Below are 18,061 nucleotides of genomic sequence, written 5' to 3'. Positions count from 1 at the left end.
TCGAAGGGATGGGGCGCGGGGGCCCCATCCCGCCGTTTCGTGAGGCCGAGATGAAGACACCATCCGTCCTGGTGATGCTGTGCGCGGCGCTGCTTGCCGCGGGTGCCGGTGCCGCGCGCGCCTGCGGCTATCACCCCGGCCTCTCGAGCGACACCTTCGATGCGGTGCATCCGCGCTCGCTGGGCGTCGCCGTTGCGCTGAACCGGGCCCAGAACGACGGGATGTTGCCGCCGGCGCCGGCGGGCCTGCCGGGCTTTCCCGGGCAGGAGTATCGCCGCGCGGTGCGCGAGCTGCAGGAACTGCAGGAGCGGCTGACGCGGGTGGCCCCCCGCTTTGCCGCGGCGCACGGCTGGCGCTTTGCCTTCGTGTTCGTGCGCTCGCGCCTGTGGGCGCAATATACGGTCGGCCCCGAGGGGGCCCGCGTCGAGGTTCATACGCCGCCGGCGGGTGCCGGCGAAGCGGTGGTGCTGTCCGACGAAGCCGTGCTTGCGGCGATCCTCAGCGGCAAACTGACGGTTAAGACCGCCCGCGAGGCCGGCCTGTTGCAGTTCGCCGATGATGGGGACGAGGCCGCCCAGCGCATCCTCAGCGCGGCCCTGGAGCGCGCCCCCGTCGGCCAGTAGGCTCCCCCGCCGGTGCCCACCTCGCCGGTGCCCACCTCGCCGATGGGCCGCAGCAGGGGCGCGGGTGCCTGCACCCCCGTCCAGGATGTCAGACGATGAGGTGTCAGGCGATGTCGAACGACACCCCCTGGGCCAGGGGCAGGGCCTGGGAGAAGTTTACCGTGTTGGTGGCACGGCGCATATAAGCCTTCCAGGCATCGGAGCCGGATTCGCGGCCGCCACCGGTTTCCTTTTCGCCACCGAACGCACCACCGATCTCGGCTCCGGAGGTGCCGATATTGACATTGGCGATGCCGCAATCGGAGCCATCCGAGGCAAGGAAGCGCTCGGCCTCCTGCAGGTCGAGGGTGAAGATAGAGGACGACAGGCCCGCAGCCACCGCGTTATGGGCCTCCAGTACGGCGTCGAAATCCTCATAGGCCATCACATAGAGGATGGGCGCGAAGGTTTCTTCCAGCACCGGGCCGCATTGGCGCGGCATCTCCACCAGCGCGGGCCGGACATAATAGGCGCGCTCCGCGCCGGCCTCCAGCACCCGCGTGCCGCCGGTCACCTGGCCGCCCTCGGCCCGGGCGGCCTCGAGGGCGCGCTGCATGGCATCGAATGCCGCCTGGTCCACCAGCGGGCCCACCAGGGCGGAGGTCTCCAGCGGGTTGCCCACCGACACGCTGGCGTAGGCCGCCTTCAGGCGCGGCACCAGCTGGTCATAGACACTCCGGTGCACGAACAGGCGCCGCAGGGTGGTGCAGCGCTGGCCGGCGGTGCCCATGGCGCCGAAGGCGATGGCGCGCAACGCGAGATCGAGATTGGCGGAGGGGCAGACGATGCCCGCATTGTTGCCGCCCAGCTCCAGGATGGAACGGGCGAAGCGCCGGGCGAGCCGCGGCCCCACCTCCCGGCCCATGCGGGTGGAGCCGGTGGCGGAGACCAGCGCCACCTGCGGATGGTCCACCAGCGCCTCGCCGACGGTGCGGTCGCCCACCAGCACCTGGCTGAGATGTTTCGGCGCCGCACCGAATCGGGCCAGCGCCCGCTCCAGAATCGCCTGGGTGGCCAGCGCCGTCAGCGGGGTCTTCTCCGAGGGCTTCCACACCACCGCATTGCCGCACACCAGGGCAAGGGCCGCATTCCACGACCACACGGCGACGGGGAAGTTGAAGGCGGAGATGATGCCCACCACCCCCAGCGGGTGCCAGGTCTCCATCATCCGGTGGCCGGGGCGCTCGGTGGCGATGGTGAGACCGTAGAGCTGGCGCGAGAGACCCACCGCGAAATCGCAGATGTCGATCATCTCCTGCACTTCGCCGAGGCCCTCGGAGGCGATCTTGCCGGCCTCGATGGACACGAGCCGGCCGAGCTCCGCCTTGGCGGCGCGCAGTTCCTCCCCCAGCAGCCGCACCAGCTCCCCACGCTTGGGCGCGGGCACCAGACGCCACGCCTTGAACGCCTCATGGGCGCCCCGGATGGCGGCATCCACCTGCGCCGGTGAGACCGTCGGCAAGCGGGCGATCTCCGCGCCGCTCACCGGGCTGAAGGAGGGCCTGTCGCCGCCGGTCCAGGCCGCGCGCGCGACACCGAGGCTGTCGAGCAGGGTGGCCGTTTCCAACGTCACATCGACGGCATTCGACACTTCGCGTCTCCATGGTCAGGCGCCCGGCGCCGGATCGGCGGCGCTGGCGCGATCGATCATTCTCAGCCTTCATGATAAGGGAAGGCGCCGCCGAGGGATTGCGCATATTTCGACTGAGTTGATGTGAGTGGGGAATGAAGCTTAGCCGCCGACTGGTTCCCGATCTGGCCGTGCTGCAGGCCTTCGAGTGTGCCGCGCGCCACGGCAACTTCACCCGCGCGGCGGCCGAGCTGCAGCTCACCCAGAGCGCCGTCAGCCGGCAGATCCGCGCCCTGGAGGCGCAATTGGGCGTGGCCCTGTTCGAGCGGGTGCGCCAGCGTGTGGTGCTCTCCGATGCCGGCCGCAGCCTGTTGCCGGAGGTCTCGCGCCTGCTGGGACAGACCGAAGAGGTGGTGCTGCGGGCCCTGGCGGCCTCGGATGGCAAGACGGTGCTCTCCATCGCCACCCTGCCCACTTTCGGCAGCCGCTGGCTGGCGCGACGCCTGCCCGATTTTCTGCGCCGGCATCCGGGCACGGTGCTCAACATCGCCTCGCGCGGGGCGCCGTTCGATCTCGCTGCGGAGGATTTCGACCTGGCCATTCATTATGGCCAGCCGGTGTGGGCGCGTGCCAGCTGCAGCTATCTGTGCAGCGAGGTGATCGTTCCGGTGGCGAGCCCGGCCCTGCTGGCCGCGACGGACATCGCCCAGCCGGGCGACCTGCGGCGCGGGCCGCTGCTGCATCTCGACACCCGCCCGAAGCTGTGGACCGAGTGGTTCCAGGCCCATGCGGGCGAAGGCCTGGGCGCCTACGCCGGCAACCGCTTCGACCAGTTCGGCATGATCATCGCCGCCGCTCTGGCGGGATTGGGCTTCGCCCTGCTGCCCGATTACCTCATCGAGCAGGAACTGGCGGAGGGCGCGCTGCGCATTGTCTTCGACAGGCCGATGACCACAGACAACAGCTATTATGTGGTGCAGCCGGAAGGCCGCCAGCAGCGGGCGGCGGCCCTGGCCTTCCGGGAGTGGCTGGCGACCCAGGTCTCACCCCGCCGCCCGGTGCCCGGCGCCGCGCCGTAGCCCGCCGCCGGGGGCACGCACGCTCACGGACGCGGCACTAGGCTGCCCATGCGGATTTCGGCGCGCAGATAGGCGCTCCAGGCGGCATCCGATGGGAAGGCTTCCGGCGAACGGATGCCCTCACGCACGCCATGGCGGCGGGCCATTTCCTCCGGATCGAGGCCGTTGTCCACGAGGCCGATCTGCTGGAACAGGCTGAGCGCGTAGCCGGGGATCCAGCGGCGCACATCGTGCCAGGGCACCGCGGCGAAGCTTTCAGGGGCGAGATTCATGAGCGTGGTCATGCAGCTCTCGCGCAGGGTGGAATAGAAGATCGGCCGCGCGTCAATACGGTTGATGAAGGCGAGCAGCCGCTCGAAATAGAGCCGCACGGCGGCGGGGTCCGCATGCACGGGATAGATCTGCACTTCGTCCGGCGGCGTGCGGGCGAGACGGGCCCAGATGAGGTCGCGCTCGGTGCCGATCTCGGGATAGATGGGGTCGCGCCGGAAGAAGCCGGCGAGGGCATCGAAGCTGCCGCCCTTGGCCTGCCGGGCCTCGATGGACACCACCACGTGCCGGCCGTCGGTGAAATTGAACGACAGCATCACATGGGCCAGCGCCTTCATCTGGCCGAACGGCTGAATGATGAGGTCGGCGCTGGTGAGGTGCCTCAGGTCGAAGGTGGCGGTGGTCCAGCGCGGCACGGCGGCGGCGCCCGGCCGGTGGAGCGCATCGCGGAAATGATGGATGGTGACCATGTCCCCATCGATCTGCGCGGTAGGATTGTGGGCCTGGAGCGCGATCCAGTCCTGCGGCGCGGGTTCCTTTGTCACGAAGGCCGCGAACAGCAGGACGACGCCCGCGCCGGCGACGACGCGGCGCCGGCGCCGCCAGCGGCCGGGCACGAACCACAGCGCCCAGATGAGCACGGGGAAGGCGATGCTGCCGATCTGCCGCGCGGCGGAGGGCCAGGGAATCCAATAATGGATGGCGAGGCCGAGATAGAGGCCGCACGCCACCACCAGAACATGCGCCGCGCCGGCAAGGGCACGCCGCAGCGTCCCCGTCAACCTCAGACCCATCTCCAGCCCTCTGCTCCGCCGTTTCGCGCCTGCTATACAGCAAAGCCCCGCATCATGGGCCCGGCCGATGGCATCCCACCGTCGAACCGCCGGGTCGCGGATCACGGCGCAGACGGAGACGTTTCAATCCACGCTCCCGTGTAGGGAGCGACGGACGTTCGACGAGGCGATCGCCTATCTGCGGCAGTTTCGATCCACGCTCCCGCATGGGGAGCGACTGGCTCCCACCAGTCTTCTGCACCAGATCGGCCATGTTTCGATCCACGCTCCCGCATGGGGAGCGACCAGTGAGCACTCTTCCGCCATGCAACGGCATATGGTTTCGATCCACGCTCCCGCATGGGGAGCGACCCCCTGATGGAGGCGGCCATCACACGCCTGACCGGGGGGGAGTTTCGATCCACGCTCCCGCATGGGGAGCGACCTTTTCGCGGCGATGTCTCTCCACCGCCGTGCAGTTGTTTCGATCCACGCTCCCGCATGGGGAGCGACCAGCTCATACTGTCCCCTCTCTGGGAACTCGATAGTTTCGATCCACGCTCCCGCATGGGGAGCGACGGGATCACGCATCTACGACGCGGAACCCGTCCTTGTTTCGATCCACGCTCCCGCATGGGGAGCGACCACCCTCATAGGCCGCACTCTCGAACTCGACGGCGTTTCGATCCACGCTCCCGCATAGGGGATGACATAGATGATGCGTTTGAGGCCGTGTCGCACCGCATGTTCGAGGGCGAAGGACAGGGAGGCGAGGGTTTTGCCACCGCCGGTGGGCACGGTGAGGCTGAAAAGTCCCGGCGAGAGCGCCGCTTTGTCCAGGGCGTGGGCGAGAATGTCTGCGCGCAATGCATTGAGCGGCGTGGGGGCGGCACCGGCGCGTGTCTCGGCCATGAAGGTGCGGAGGCGATCGCGCAGGTCGGACAGCGCCCGGTGACCGCCGCGCGCCACCGGCGTGCCGGTGGCGCGGGCATAGAAGCGCTCGGTGGCGATGAAGTCCGCATCCACAAGGCAGGAGAACAGCATGCGCACCAGAAAGCTTACGGCGAAGCCCTTCGGGCCGCCGGTCGGCGGTGGTTGATCCGGAGCCAGCTGCGCGCGCTCCGCCAGCGGGCCCGTGTGCTCCTGCCAGCCACCCGGAATGCGTTGCCTGGCCGCCTCCATGCGCCGCGCCAGGTCCGCGTCATCGGCGAGGCCCGCATGGTGCGCGGCGATGATGATGGCCAGGATCTTGCCGAGCTGCGGGCCATACCGGTCCAGCGCGATCCGTCCACCGGCGGAGGAGTGGTCGCCGCCGGATGGCCGTTGATGGGTGATGTAGGCCTGGAATTCCGGCGAGAGCTTGCCGATGTCGTGCAACTGCCCGGCAAGACGCAGCACCTCGGCCCATCCGAGGTCCGCGGCGAACGCCGCCGCGAGTGCCCCGACAGAGGCGCCGTGATCGGCCAGTGTTTCCCATTGATCCAGGGGCGCGTCGGCAAGGGAATGGGCATAGGCGTCGGCCATGGGTGTCCATGCATGCGATGTTCAGGCCGGAACAATGACGCGAAGGTGGGGGGCGTTGCAATTCCCGATGCCCGTGCCGCCACCTGCTCCAACAGGGGAAGCCCGTCATCGGCGCTCGGACGCCAGCTGACCTCTCATGCCCGCGGCCGAAAGCGACACGGCGGCGCGCTCATGCTGCGGCTTCTCACGTCTCGGCCTGATGGGTGGGGTCGCGGGAACGTCTGCAGGCCGAAGGCGACAAGACAGAGAACGACACCGACGCCATAGCCTTGCAGAAGACCGGAACCGCCTCATGGCGTCGCCTCTCGTTGCCGTCAACGCACGCGAAGCGCATGGTCATATCGGGCGTCGCGCTGGTGCCGCGCCGCGAGATCGAAACCGAGTTGGCGGCAGGCCGCCTGGTCGCGCCCTGGCCCGACGGCATGCCGATCTCAAAGACCTTCTGCCTCATCCTGCCGGCGCCGATCCGTTTGAGCGAGGGGCCGATACGGGCGTTCGCGAACTGGCGTGTCAAAGAAGCGAGATCGTCGTGGGCAATATCTTGACGCGGCCAATAGCTTGACGAAGGCCTGGGGGCGCCGAAGTCCAAAGCCTGCGTTCCACCAGGCCGCCGCGTCATCTGCCGTCCTGCGCCCAGCCGGGGGGGCGTCATTTGAGATGGCGTGCGGCATCTCTCGATCTCGAGAGGGCGGATCTGCCTGCAGAGCCGACGCCCCCGTAATGCGAGCGTATACCCGCTTCCGGTTTGCGTGCTCACCACCTGTCGCGGTGCCACGCAAGACCTGCGACAACCGCTGACCGACGTGCGGTGGTTGGCGGCACATGAGCTGTTATATGAGGGAACTGGCGGCGAGGGCGCGCCGCGGGCGGGAGGGGCCGATGACGAGGCGGAGCGGCAGGCGCAGCAGCCGGCCTATGTGGCGCACATTTCCGTCACCGAAACGGGCATCGAGACCGAACAGGGCTTTCGCCCCATCGAGCCGGGCATGGCCGTGACTGCGGAGATCAAGACGGGCCAGCGGCGGCTGATCGAGTACCTGCTGTCGCCCATCCTGAGGTACCGGCATGATTTTGGGAGGGAGAGATAGTGGAGAAATTGGTATATATTAAATATTTTATAAAACATGAAAAGTTCAGAATAATTCCCTGCGCCATCGCGCTCATGACACTGGGCGGATGCTATGACGGTTCGTGCGAGGTGCGAAATATGTCGAATTCAGAGATGATAGACATCGCAATAAAAAACGAACTGTCCCTTGAATATGGTGGATATGTAATATGGAAAAAAAAGATAAATAATCCAAAGGAATTTTTAGATGTATTTGGAGATAATTGCTGCAGCGTTAGCATTGAAAACACATCAAAATACACAACAAGTATGGTGTATAATAATTACTATGTTGTTATAATAAAATATGATGATCGTGAATCTATTGTAAGAATAGATATGTGCGGTCGCATATTTTAGCAAAACGAATCAAAGATCGGGTGCGGATATGGCTGGGTATAAATTTAATATCTATAATAATGAATATTATTTCGAAAAAACGGAGTATTTAACTGCAAAACTTATAAGCAATTTGTACGTTTATGGAACAGACATGCCGATTTCCAGCGAAAGCGGCTTCATAAATAGCACAAATACAATACCAAAAATTGTGCTAAATACGTCCGACTATATGCTAAATGGGCCAGGGCGATACGCGCTGCCTGCAGCGTCACCGGAAATTAGGGCATTTATGTTGCGCAATGATAATCAAAAGATGAATCTGCCTGATGGAGTATACACAAAGTACGATCTTACTAATTATGGATACAATATTAAAGATTTTAATATTTATCAAAAGCAGTTTAACATAGATACATCATCGTATGATTATTTTACAAGAACTTACATATATAATTCGACAGCTTATACCGTTTCTCAAAATAGAAAATTTATTTCAAATGTAAATAATAGATATATTGTAGATATTGAAATTAGGCCATACAATGATAATTTTAATTTCATTACAGAGCCTGGTATTACTCAAATTGGGAATGATTTATTGCTAAGGCCGCTCGTTGATCCTAAAAATATGGGAAATAAAATAAATATTTATTTTGATAAAACGCTAGGTTTTTATGTTGAAAATTATGTATTGAGCGATTTTTATGACGATGATATTAGGTTAGACGAAGCGTTTGATGCCTTTGGCCCTATGGTGTTTGCAGCCATGGTGGTGGAAGATAAGGCGACGCATGATCTCGGAGGCTCGTCTCAGCTTACTCCGTCTCTAGTCGCCTTCCCGGACGGCGCATTATCGCGCTCAATCGGTAACATGAGCGCGCTCGATCGCGGAAATGATGCCATAAATTTTGATTATTTGAATTTAGATTATTTATATAATTATAGCTTATACGATCTATCTGGTGTTAGTGATTATGTTGGAGATATGGATGTTAGTTACATCTATGCCGACGACCTGAGCAACGTCGACTGGAACTATGGCTACTCCTATGCGTCGAGCTATGGGGTGGAGCCGTCCTATGCGGCGTATCTGAATAACGACAGCTTCGAATCCGGCGCTGACTTCGGCGGGCTGGGGGTCAATTTCTACAGCCAGGGCGTCTCGGTCGGCTTCACCTTCCAGTTCCCTATCGTGCTCGATTTGAATGGCGATGGCATCAGCATCACCCAGCGCGACACATCCACCGTCTGGCGCGACGTGAATGGCGATGGCACCGCGCACCGCACCTCCTGGGCGGCCGCCGGAGATGGCGTGCTGGTCTATGACTGCACCGGCACCGGCGATGTCGATGCGCCCGAGGCCTACCAGTTCACGCTGTGGGATCCCACCGCCGACAGCGACATGGAAGCCCTCGCCAATGTGTTCGACACCAATGGGAACGGCGCGCTCGATGCCGGCGACGCCCAATGGTCGAGCTTCAAGGTGCTCGTCACCAACGCCGACGGCACCACCACGCTGAAGACCCTGGCCGCGCTCGGCATCACCGCCATCGACCTTGAGCCCGACAACACCATGGCGGTGCTGCCCGACGGCACGCAGGTGCTCGGCTCCACCACCTTCACCCGCGCCAACGGCACCACCGGCACCGCCGCCGACGTGGTGCTGACCGCCGACGCCGACGGCTATCTCGTCCAGAGCACCACCACGGCCAATGGCGACGGCACCACCTCGATCCGCGTGAAGGCCTACGACACCGACGGAAGCTTCGTCAAAGAGACCCTCACCACCACCAGCGCCGATGGGCACACCCGGGTGAGGCATTCCCGGGCGCCGTCGTCGACGTCGGTGAGGATGCGGAAGTCATCGGTGAACTGGCCCGACACGAAGTCGAGCGACCAGCGGGCGGCGGAGGCCGAGCGTGGCCTGAAACGCCTCTACGAGGCCATAGAAGCGGGCGATCGACCTGAACATCCGGCGTTGAAGGAGCGCGTCGTCGCCCTCCGGGCGCTACGCGACCAAGCGCAAGTCGATTTCGAGCGAGCACAAGCCTCGCTCGAAAGCTCCGGCAGCATGGCGCTGACGCCGGCTGTTTTACCAAAGTTCGCCACCACCGCTCGGCGTCGGCTCAGACAGGAGGGCGGCGGCCACCGGCGGGATCATCTGCGCGCTTTTGCCCCGCGCGTCGAAGTCGGAGAACGCCATGTTCGCGTCATAACATCGCAGGCCGAACTGCTGCGCGCCCTTACTTCGGCCTCTCGCGGGAAGTCGGCATACCCAGAGACGGTCTGAAGTGGCGGGCCGAAGCCGATGAAGCCGAGAACTACGTCTACGCTATAGCCCTCCAAAATGACGCCTAAAAATCGGCCGGGCCCGCTGAAATCACAGCGGGTTCCGACCGCTTCCTCTTCATTCGTGGATTTGGGCGGACCCCACGCTAAAGCGCCGAAGCTTTGTCACCGGCGGCCCTCCGAATCCTTGCGGCGCAATGTGGAAGCGCGTTCGCCTCCAGGCCGGCGCGGGTGTCGCCGCGTGGTGCGGCACCCAACATTTGGTGCAGATGCGTGCCTCGCACTGCTGGCGACGTGCCGTCATCCAGTGCTGCGTCAATGGCGCGAATTGTGCGCTTTCTGACCGACCCCCGTCACCTAGGAGTCGATCTGGATTGCACATATTATGAAAATATTTCGAGAATATGTTGACTGTACCCGCAGCCTACGACACATATATCGCATGAGAGCAACATATTCAGGCGATTCACGCATGACGGCTGACGAGAACAAGCGCGCAAAGTTTCGCGAGCTGGCCGAAAAGCGGACCAACAAGGCGCTTGAGGCGGTTCGGCTCATTGGCAACCTCTCGAACCGTCAAACCTATGTCTATGAGGAAGCGGAAGTCCGGAAGATCGTGAAGGCGCTGCGGGACGCGGTGTCGGAGGTCGAGGCGCGCTTCAGCACGTCCACAGGCCGAGGGGGCGGCGAGTTCAAGCTTTAAGGCGGGGGGCCGTTGTGAGCCACATCAAGCAAATTACGCCGATCACGATCCGCGACATTGACTTCACAGTCACGCGCCAAATCGAACAGTGCCCAAAGACGATGATGTTGCGGGAGCTGGTGATGAACGCCGTAGAGGCCGCCGCGAAAGCGCCTGCCGGTCGGCGTATCGTGGAGATCAAAGGCAAGTCTGTTGCAGAGTGTGGCGAAACCCGAAAGCTGGCGATCTGGAACACAGGCCCAGGCTTGAGCAGCACTGAGCTTGACCACATCTGCGATCTTGCCGCTTCGCTCGGCAAAGACATGGCGATGGAGGGCAACTTCGGCATGGGCGCGAAGGTGGCTTCTCTTCCGTCGAACACCCTTGGGATGCGCTACCGCTCCTGTCGTGATGGTGTGGTTAGTCAAGTAATCCTAGGAAAGCGCGAAGGTATCTACGGAAAGATATGGATTCCGGTCGAGGACTCCTTTGAGGAGGTGGTCGACGTTACCGAACAAGTTCGCGACGAGGGTGAGTACCAGCTAGGTGAAGATTGGACGGAGGTTGTCCTGTTCGGCAACCGCCCGGATCAGGACACTGTAGCTGACCCCTACGATGGCGACCCGAAGCAGGATCGGCAGTGGATTACGACATATCTATACCATCGGTTTTACAGTCTTCCGGCCGGCGTAGAGGTATATTTGCACGAAGGCACCCATCCGCGCGATGGTCGGCGGCAGTTCAAGCCGATCCCGGAGCGTGCCGATGCGTTCGGCCGCGTTGAAGCAGTTGAGGTCGGCGAGGGAGTTCGTCTTCATTATCTCTATGACCCTGCATATCAAGACGGGGGTCACAACAAGTCGATATCGGGGTCGCTGACATCCTCGGTGAGCACCGCCGCCATTGTATTCCGGGGTGAGATGTACGACGTGCGGAAGGGTCGGAAGTGGGCTGCCGATGCGCCCGCGTTCGGCATCCCATTCGGCGCCCGCCATATTTCCATCCATGTCGAACTGCCTGACAGCTTCCCTGTTCGGCATGAGCCGTATCGCCGCTTCGTGCAACTTATTGGCAGCGACCAGCGCCAAGTCATGGTCGAGGACTTCGCCGAGCTTGTATTCCGCAATCGGCCAGAATGGCTCATTGAAATAGTCAACTCGCTCGCGCCGAAGTCGTCCGCCTCGACCGATGACCTCCGAAAGGAGCTACAAGACCTGCTGAACGAGTTGCGGGTCAAGACCAAGAGCCCACGCGAGATGGAGGATGGCCTACATTTTGTCGATGAAGGCGGCGCAAGGGGCGCTCGACCAGAGCATAAGGAAGGCACGGCGGGCGACAGCAACAAAACACCAACCAGTCCGACCGACCTTATTTTCAATCCTGCTGGGGCGAAGCGAGCCAATATCTCCAAGAATTTGGAGCAAGCCCCCGAGATTATACCGTTGAGGGACGAAGATGACGTTGCTGAAAAGGGAATCACCGGCAAATCCGCCCGCTATGTTCGGGAAACGAACCAACTGTTTGTGAATCTCACTTACTCGGCTGTCAGCGCGGCACAGGATCACCTTGGACTGCGCTACGCGACCTATGAAGACCCAGAGATCGTTCGCGAGTTGGCACGACAATGGTCGGAGCGTCTGGTGATGGGCCGCGTGGGCTACGCCGTTGTCTATGCCCAGGCGAAGCAACTCATTCGTGAGTGGACCTCCGACGACGTGAAGAAGGCGCTTGAACCGGAAAGCCTAAGCTTGGCTGCCGATGGGTGGCGCGATGCAGTTAGCACCGCCTATCGCAGTATAAGTCGTCGCCTTGGAGCTGCAAAGGTTCAGGATGAGGCTGATGACGACGTGGAATCTGCGTTGGCATAGGGCATCTTTGCCAACGTAGCGAACGGCAGGGACGACGAATACTAAGAGTGCGTCTCACCTAAGCACAGCGGTTAGATTGAGGCAAAGGGGGGATGGAAGATGAAACTCAAGGAATACACCGTCCGCGAATTTCGTAGCATCTGGGATTCCGGCCCGATCAAGGTGGACGGGCAAACCACTTGCCTTGTTGGCAAGAACGAAGCCGGGAAAACAACGCTTCTCACGGCGCTCTACCGCACGAACCCGATCATTCCCGCAGATGCGGCGTTCAATGAAACCTATGATTACCCCAAGCGCGAAGTCGAGGATTACCGCTTTGCGGTTGAGAACGGGGACCGCGACGAAGCGGTTGTCGTTGAGTGCTTGTATGAACTCGACGCGGACGATACCGAGACCGTCACATCCGTCTTCGGACCCAAGGTGCTCAAGGGGAAAACCTTCACCCGCAAGACTTACTATGGGAAGACGAACAGCAAGTTCTGGCTGGTGACGGATGAAGTCGCCGCGCGCAAGTACCTTGCCGACAATCCCGCGCTACCCGACCACCTCAAGATCGCGCTTACTGGGGCTGCGGATTGGGATGCGTTCGCCGCAGCATTGGACGCAGCGGAAGCCACCGAAGCCGTCAAGGCGCTCAACGGGCTGGTAGCGAAGGTCCGCGAGAAGGGCCTTGGCTCCTACATCTTCAATTCGCTGATTTGGCCGCGTGCGCCGAAGTTTCTCTACTTCGACGAATACTACCAGATGGAGGGGCAAGCCAATCTCAACGCCCTGATTGCCCGCGAGGACGCCAAAACCCTTGAGGATTCCGATTATCCGCTGCTTGGGCTAATCAATCTGGCGCGCCTCGATCACAGGAAGCTTGTCGAAACGAAAAACACGACCGAACTGAAAAACAAGCTTGAAGGGGCCGGAAACCACCTGACCAACCGGATCGTCAAGTACTGGTCCCAGAACCGCCATATCCAGATGCGGTTCGATGTGCGCGACGCCAAGCCCGAAGACCCGGAAGGTATGCGGCAGGGCATCAACGTCTGGGGCGAAGTGTATGACACCGTGCATTGGGCGCACACACCGCTACGCACACGTTCGCGCGGCTTCGTTTGGTTCTTCTCGTTCCTTGCTTGGTACGAGGATATTAAGCGCCAGAAGCAGAACGTCATCCTATTGCTCGACGAGCCGGGTCTTTCGCTGCACGGGCGCGCGCAGGCCGACCTTCTCAAATACTTCGAGGCGGAGTTGTCCGCCCACCAATTGATCTACACCACTCATTCGCCCTTCATGATCGACCCCGCGAAATTCGAGCGGGTGCGGATCGTGCAAGATTTGGGAATCGACGCGAAGGAGCCGCTGTCCAAGGATCAGGACGGCACGAAGGTTCTCACCAACGTGTTCGATGCGACCGACGACAGCCTGTTTCCCTTGCAGGGTGCGCTCGGTTACGAAATCCAGCAGACGCTCTTCGTCGGCCCCAACTCGCTTGTGGTGGAAGGCCCCGCCGACATGCTGTTCCTGCGGGCCATATCTGCGCAGCTTGAGCGCGAAGGCCGCACGGGCCTTTCCGAAGATTGGGTGATTACGCCCACGGGCGGCAGCGGGAAGGTTCCGGCTTTCGTTTCGCTGCTCGCCCCGCAGAAAGGCATGAATGTCGCCACGCTGCTCGATATTCAGAACAGCGACCGCGCCCTGATTGAAGACCTCTACAAGAAGAAGCTGCTCAAGAAGAAGCAGGTCGCCACCTACGCGGACTTCGCCGGGACGAACGAGGCGGACGTGGAGGATATGTTCGAGCGCGACTTCTATGTGAGCCTTGTCAACGCCGAGTTTGCAAAGGAACTGAAAGCGCCGATTCCGGCTTCCGCACTCAACGCCAAGGAGCCGCGCACGCTTCGCGCCATCGAAGCCTATCTCCAAGCTAATCCGTTCAAATCCGGCGCGTTCGGCCACTACCGCCCAGCCCGCCATTTCTCGGAAAACGCGGTTACGCTCTGGCCAAAGGTTTCGGATGCCACCAAGGACCGCTTCGAGGCCGCGTTCAAGCATCTCAATGCGCTGCTGAAATAGGCGAACGGCGATCATTTGCCCGAACGATTTGGAGACGGCCCAACCGGAGGCTTGTGACGCAGACCAAAAAACGAGGGCTATCGGAATGCACATTGTCCGTCTCAAAATCTCCGGCTTCCGGGGTGTTCGTTCGGCGGACATTACGCTGGGCCGCCATGCCGTGCTGGTCGGGCCTAACAATAGCGGCAAGACCACCATCATCGAGGCGCTAGCCTTGCTGTTTGGGCGTGACCGACTGGTGCGCCGCCTCACTGAGCATGATTTTCACGGCAGCGCACCCGACGAGCAGGCCCGCATCCTCTGCATCGCCACCGTGACGGGCTTCACGCCGAACGACCCGCAGCACCATTCCTCTTGGTTCAGCCCGGAACGAGGCGTTGAGAAATGGTACGACCCGAACGCCAAGACCTTGAGCGCCGCGCCGGACGCGCAGCATACCGACCTGGCCGTGCAGATTGGCTTCGCCGCGCGGTTCGACTTGGACGAGCTCGAAGCCGAGACGATCCGCTTCTTTGTGGACGATGAGGCCACGCTGGGCGATCCGTTCGCGGAAGACGCGCACTTGCGCACCATCCACACGAAGATTCTCCAAGAGTTGGGCTTCTTTCTGGTCCCGGCCTCGCGCACTTGGGATAAGTGGATTTCCTTTTCGTCCGAGTTGTTCCGCCGCGTGGTGGCGACGCGCGGGGACATGCCCGTGCAGGCCGTCCGGGCCGAACGCGCGCGTCTCTGGACTCCGCCCGAAGGGACGCGGCTTGAGGACCAGCCGGGACTCTCCGAGATCGTTGGCGCGGCCAATGACGAGTTGCGCTCGCTCATGGCGAGTGCGCCCAGACTCCAATTGCGTCTGACTTCGACCGACAGCGACTCCGTTCTGGAAAGCGTTGTCCCGCACTTTGCGCACGGCACGGGGCCAACCCTTCCCTCGCAGCGGCAGGGTACAGGGCTTGTCTCGTTGCAAAGCCTTCTCTTGCTCATGCAGTTCGGCAAGGCGCGCGCGGAAACGGGCCAGTCATTTGTTCTGGCCGTCGAGGAACCCGAGCTTCATATCCAGCCTTCGCAGCAGAAGCGGCTGGTCAACCGCCTCAATGCGCTCTGTAACCAGACAATCGTGACCACCCATTCGCCCATCGTGGCCGCGATGTTTCCCGCCCCCGACACGCTCTTTATCGAAACGCGCGGGGGAATCCTGAACGCCAAGCCGCTCATGGACCCGTTGCCTGCGCAGCCAACCAATCACCAGCAACACTTGCTCTTTGCATGGCGGCAGAAGCTCGTGGCCGCGCTCATGCACGAATGCATCCTGATCCCCGAAGGGGTTTCGGACGTGGCATGGCTTGAGGCGCTGCAAACCGCCCTTGAACTGCATCAAGGCTGGCAGGACGCCGGAGACGGCGCGCCGCTTCTCTCCACCTTCGTAGGCGTCGTGCCGACCATCGACGCAAAAATTGCCGACACGTTCGCGCTTGTTCGGGCCGTTCACGCGCGGCCTTGCATCCTCGTGGACGGCGACAATGAGGGACGCGGCTACTTCGATGCAGTGAGAACCAGCAACCCGCCGCCGCGCGCGGTCGTGTTCTGGCCGCAGGGCTGGGCGATGGAGCATGTGGTTTCATGGATTGCGGGCGCGGACGATGCCGCAATGCTGGCCGCGCTTGGAACGGCACTCGGAACGCCGTTTGCCGACTTGCAGGCGCTCACCACCTATTTGCTTACCCGGAAGTCTTATGCACCGACCCATGAGAGCGCCGCCATCATCCTTATGGGGAATGCGGCTTGCCGGGGACGCGCCGCGCAGGTGCTCAACGCTTTGTGCGAAGTGTTGCGCGATCCTGCAAACGCCAACACGCCGCTCTTTACGCGCATCGCGGCAGATTCGACCGCCGACATGCACGTCTTCCGGTTTGTGCCTGCATGACGTTCGATTTCTTCGAGGGCGCGGCAGGGACAGGAAAGACCCACAATCTCGTGGGCCGCGCGGGAGAGATCGTTCAGGACGGGGTGCTTGGTGAAGGCCACAAGCTCTTGGCGCTCACCTTTATGAACGGCGCGCGCCGCCGTCTGGATGCGCGTCTTGGCGAGAACCCGGCCTTCCGCCGGCGCTTCGATTGCCAAACCTTCGATGTGTTCGCCCGAACACTGGCGGCGCGGCGCAGGAGCCTTATTACGCAAGCGATACAGGCGCAGGCCGATACGTTGAGCGAATTTGACGGACCATGTGCGCTGGCGGCGGGCCTTCTGGACAACGATGCCGTCCGCCAATGGGTGGCGCGAAGTTTCCCGCTCGTTCTGGTCGATGAAGCGCAAGACCTTGATGAACACCGCTTGCGCATCCTGCAAGGGCTTTCGCCCTCTTGCCGGATCGTGGCAGCGGCGGACGCCTTCCAGTGCCTTCACAACGGGCGCGATACCGCGCCCCTCATGGGCTGGCTTGAAGGCGCGGGACAAACCCACCGTCTCACGCAGGTTCGGCGCACCACGCAGCAGGGCTTGCTGGCTGCCGCGCTCGCCGTGCGCGAAGGCCGCGATATGAAGGCGGTTCTGGCAGCTAACACCTTCAACAACCGAACATCATGGAACGGTGCAGGCTTCCGCCTTCAAGACGCAGCGGCAACGCAGGCGAACACAGGGCTTCTCGCATGGGCAATTGCCAATGATATTGCGCAGCGCCACGGCCCGGTGGTCATTCTCACGCCGGATGGAAGCAACGCAATTATCCGCGCGGCGCTTACTACCGTTCAGACAAGACAGTGGACGCGCAACAATGGTGCGACCTTCGGGCCGTATCCGCACACATGGGATAGACATGACAACGAAGAAGCGAACGCCTTGCTGGCCGATATCGCCTTGCCGGAAACGGCGTCCTGCGCCGATCTTCGCGCGCTTCTCACGCCTTTGGCCGGACATGCGCCAATCGCGCAAGCCATCAATCGCATGGACCGTTTGCGCCGCGCACATGGGCAAGCGGCTTTCACCGCCGCGCAAGTCGCCGAGTTTGTGCGGGAGTCAGTGCGCAACCGTTCTCGTCTGGGCTTCCGGCAGCAACGTGGTCATCTTGTGATGACAATCCAGCGTGCCAAGAACCGCGAGTTTCCTAACGTCATCGTGCTTTGGCCGCATACCGCCACAGGCGGCGCGGAACATCTGCGCAGGCTGCTATACAACGGCATCACGCGCGCGCAGAACCATTGCACAGTTATCGTGCTGGGCCAGAACCGGATAAACGCGCCGCCGTTCGCGCCATAGCGTGTGATTGGCGGTTGTAACGAACGGCAATCCGCGCAGACCGTGAAGGAGCAGAACCATGGTAGCCGTGATGTTGATGAGCGTGGCGCTAGTCGCCGTCCTTTGAGTCGTGGCCTATGAGCTCGCAGTCTATGCTCTGCCCTTCATGCTGGGGATTGACTGCTGCGCAATTCGCCTATCAGACCGGCTCCGGCGTGATAGGTGCCGGGCTGGTCGGCTTTGGTTCTGCTGGCGTGGCGTTTGGCATCCCCGCTCTGCTGTTCGAGACGTTGCGCACTCCCATCCTGCGCTTGATCGTGACGCTGATCTTTGCCGCACCTGCCGCCGTCGCGGGGTATGCGCTGGTTTACGGCATCACCAAGGAGGCGGTGCCATCTGAAATCTGGCGGCAAATCTTCGGTCTGGTCGGGGGCGGTTTCGTTGGCGTGTCGGCGTTGATGCGACTGGCTGCACCATTGCCCAACAGTTCCGCGCTCGCTCGCTGATATGAAAGACGGACCCGGCGCAAGAGCGCCGGGGCATTTTTCATAGCGGTCCTCCGGCTCTCTACAGCGCAATGTGGAAGCGCGTTCGCCTCCGGGCCG

14 protein-coding genes, 1 pseudogene and 1 CRISPR repeat array are annotated in these 18,061 nt (G+C 61.9%); of the genes and pseudogenes, 12 read left to right on the top strand and 3 right to left on the bottom strand.

The features are described from left to right. The first annotated feature begins 50 nt into the window (after positions 1-50). Positions 51-623, top strand: coding sequence for a hypothetical protein (locus tag MEU52_RS17270; RefSeq protein ID WP_238123306.1), 573 nt, complete (start codon positions 51-53; stop codon positions 621-623). A gap of 103 nt (positions 624-726) precedes the next feature. Here MEU52_RS17270 and amaB read toward each other — a convergent pair whose 3' ends face one another. Further along, the gene (gene amaB, locus MEU52_RS17265) at positions 727-2,253 is read right to left on the bottom strand and encodes an L-piperidine-6-carboxylate dehydrogenase (RefSeq protein WP_238123307.1); all 1,527 of its coding nucleotides are present in this window, start codon (positions 2,251-2,253) and stop codon (positions 727-729) included. A gap of 134 nt (positions 2,254-2,387) precedes the next feature. On the opposite strand from amaB, the gene MEU52_RS17260 reads away from it, so the two are divergent. Further along, complete coding sequence (locus MEU52_RS17260; RefSeq protein ID WP_238123308.1) at positions 2,388-3,311, top strand: LysR family transcriptional regulator; 924 nt, start codon at positions 2,388-2,390, stop codon at positions 3,309-3,311. A gap of 23 nt (positions 3,312-3,334) precedes the next feature. On the opposite strand, the gene MEU52_RS17255 is transcribed toward MEU52_RS17260, so the two are convergent. Together MEU52_RS17255 and MEU52_RS22035 are read right to left on the bottom strand one after the other, a co-directional pair. After that, entirely contained in the window at positions 3,335-4,375 is a 1,041-nt protein-coding gene (locus MEU52_RS17255) for an Lnb N-terminal periplasmic domain-containing protein (protein ID WP_238123309.1), read from the bottom strand. A gap of 120 nt (positions 4,376-4,495) precedes the next feature. Beyond that, positions 4,496-5,065: a CRISPR direct-repeat array (repeat unit 32 nt; unit sequence GTTTCGATCCACGCTCCCGCATGGGGAGCGAC). Positions 5,066-5,416: 351 nt separating this feature from the next. Beyond that, positions 5,417-5,878: pseudogene (locus tag MEU52_RS22035) on the bottom strand (CRISPR-associated endonuclease Cas3''); the annotation flags it as partial. Positions 5,879-6,147: 269 nt separating this feature from the next. On the opposite strand from MEU52_RS22035, the gene MEU52_RS17245 reads away from it, so the two are divergent. The 10 genes from MEU52_RS17245 (at position 6,148) to MEU52_RS17200 (ending at position 17,962) form a co-directional block, all read left to right on the top strand. Next, positions 6,148-6,423 (top strand): hypothetical protein, encoded by a 276-nt coding sequence (locus tag MEU52_RS17245; protein ID WP_238125022.1) that lies wholly within the window; start codon positions 6,148-6,150, stop codon positions 6,421-6,423. 267 nt (positions 6,424-6,690) lie between these two features. Then, positions 6,691-6,966, top strand: coding sequence for a hypothetical protein (locus MEU52_RS17240; RefSeq protein ID WP_238123457.1), 276 nt, complete (start codon positions 6,691-6,693; stop codon positions 6,964-6,966). 119 nt (positions 6,967-7,085) lie between these two features. After that, the gene (locus MEU52_RS17235) at positions 7,086-7,346 is read left to right on the top strand and encodes a hypothetical protein (protein WP_238123311.1); all 261 of its coding nucleotides are present in this window, start codon (positions 7,086-7,088) and stop codon (positions 7,344-7,346) included. Positions 7,347-7,374: 28 nt separating this feature from the next. Continuing rightward, positions 7,375-9,618 (top strand): hypothetical protein, encoded by a 2,244-nt coding sequence (locus MEU52_RS22030; protein ID WP_443267459.1) that lies wholly within the window; start codon positions 7,375-7,377, stop codon positions 9,616-9,618. Between the two features lie 471 nt (positions 9,619-10,089). After that, positions 10,090-10,320 carry a hypothetical protein gene (locus MEU52_RS17225; RefSeq protein WP_238123312.1) on the top strand — a complete coding sequence of 77 codons (231 nt, stop codon included), beginning with the start codon at positions 10,090-10,092 and terminating at the stop codon, positions 10,318-10,320. A gap of 14 nt (positions 10,321-10,334) precedes the next feature. After that, on the top strand, positions 10,335-12,167 hold the full coding sequence (locus tag MEU52_RS17220; protein ID WP_238123313.1) for a hypothetical protein: 1,833 nt from the start codon (positions 10,335-10,337) through the stop codon (positions 12,165-12,167). 99 nt (positions 12,168-12,266) lie between these two features. Beyond that, positions 12,267-14,231, top strand: a complete 1,965-nt coding sequence (locus MEU52_RS17215; protein WP_238123314.1) for an ATP-dependent nuclease — start codon at positions 12,267-12,269, stop codon at positions 14,229-14,231. Positions 14,232-14,316: 85 nt separating this feature from the next. After that, positions 14,317-16,149 carry an ATP-dependent nuclease gene (locus tag MEU52_RS17210; protein ID WP_238123315.1) on the top strand — a complete coding sequence of 611 codons (1,833 nt, stop codon included), beginning with the start codon at positions 14,317-14,319 and terminating at the stop codon, positions 16,147-16,149. Further along, complete coding sequence (locus tag MEU52_RS17205) at positions 16,146-17,477, top strand: ATP-binding domain-containing protein (protein ID WP_238123316.1); 1,332 nt, start codon at positions 16,146-16,148, stop codon at positions 17,475-17,477. The genes MEU52_RS17210 and MEU52_RS17205 overlap by 4 nt, the downstream gene beginning before the upstream one ends. Before the next feature lie 116 nt (positions 17,478-17,593). Continuing rightward, the gene (locus tag MEU52_RS17200) at positions 17,594-17,962 is read left to right on the top strand and encodes a hypothetical protein (RefSeq protein WP_238123317.1); all 369 of its coding nucleotides are present in this window, start codon (positions 17,594-17,596) and stop codon (positions 17,960-17,962) included. The last annotated feature ends 99 nt before the right edge of the window (positions 17,963-18,061 follow it).

The organism is Xanthobacter sp. NM-25 (genome assembly GCF_022138605.1).
Taxonomy (GTDB): Bacteria; Pseudomonadota; Alphaproteobacteria; order Rhizobiales; family Xanthobacteraceae; genus Xanthobacter.
Note: the sequence above shows the minus strand (reverse complement) of the source record. Positions and strands in the feature narration are given on the sequence as shown.

What these genes read in the sequence shown, in the direction of transcription:
- MEU52_RS17270 (WP_238123306.1), top strand. Translation starts at nt 51, where the DNA reads ATGAAGACACCATCCGTCCTGGTGATGCTGTGCGCGGCGCTGCTTGCC.
- MEU52_RS17260 (WP_238123308.1), top strand. Translation starts at nt 2,388, where the DNA reads ATGAAGCTTAGCCGCCGACTGGTTCCCGATCTGGCCGTGCTGCAGGCC.
- MEU52_RS17255 (WP_238123309.1), bottom strand. Translation starts at nt 4,375, where the DNA reads ATGGGTCTGAGGTTGACGGGGACGCTGCGGCGTGCCCTTGCCGGCGCG.
- MEU52_RS17235 (WP_238123311.1), top strand. Translation starts at nt 7,086, where the DNA reads ATGTCGAATTCAGAGATGATAGACATCGCAATAAAAAACGAACTGTCC.
- MEU52_RS22030 (WP_443267459.1), top strand. Translation starts at nt 7,375, where the DNA reads ATGGCTGGGTATAAATTTAATATCTATAATAATGAATATTATTTCGAA.
- MEU52_RS17225 (WP_238123312.1), top strand. Translation starts at nt 10,090, where the DNA reads ATGACGGCTGACGAGAACAAGCGCGCAAAGTTTCGCGAGCTGGCCGAA.
- MEU52_RS17215 (WP_238123314.1), top strand. Translation starts at nt 12,267, where the DNA reads ATGAAACTCAAGGAATACACCGTCCGCGAATTTCGTAGCATCTGGGAT.
- MEU52_RS17210 (WP_238123315.1), top strand. Translation starts at nt 14,317, where the DNA reads ATGCACATTGTCCGTCTCAAAATCTCCGGCTTCCGGGGTGTTCGTTCG.
- MEU52_RS17205 (WP_238123316.1), top strand. Translation starts at nt 16,146, where the DNA reads ATGACGTTCGATTTCTTCGAGGGCGCGGCAGGGACAGGAAAGACCCAC.
- MEU52_RS17200 (WP_238123317.1), top strand. Translation starts at nt 17,594, where the DNA reads ATGAGCTCGCAGTCTATGCTCTGCCCTTCATGCTGGGGATTGACTGCT.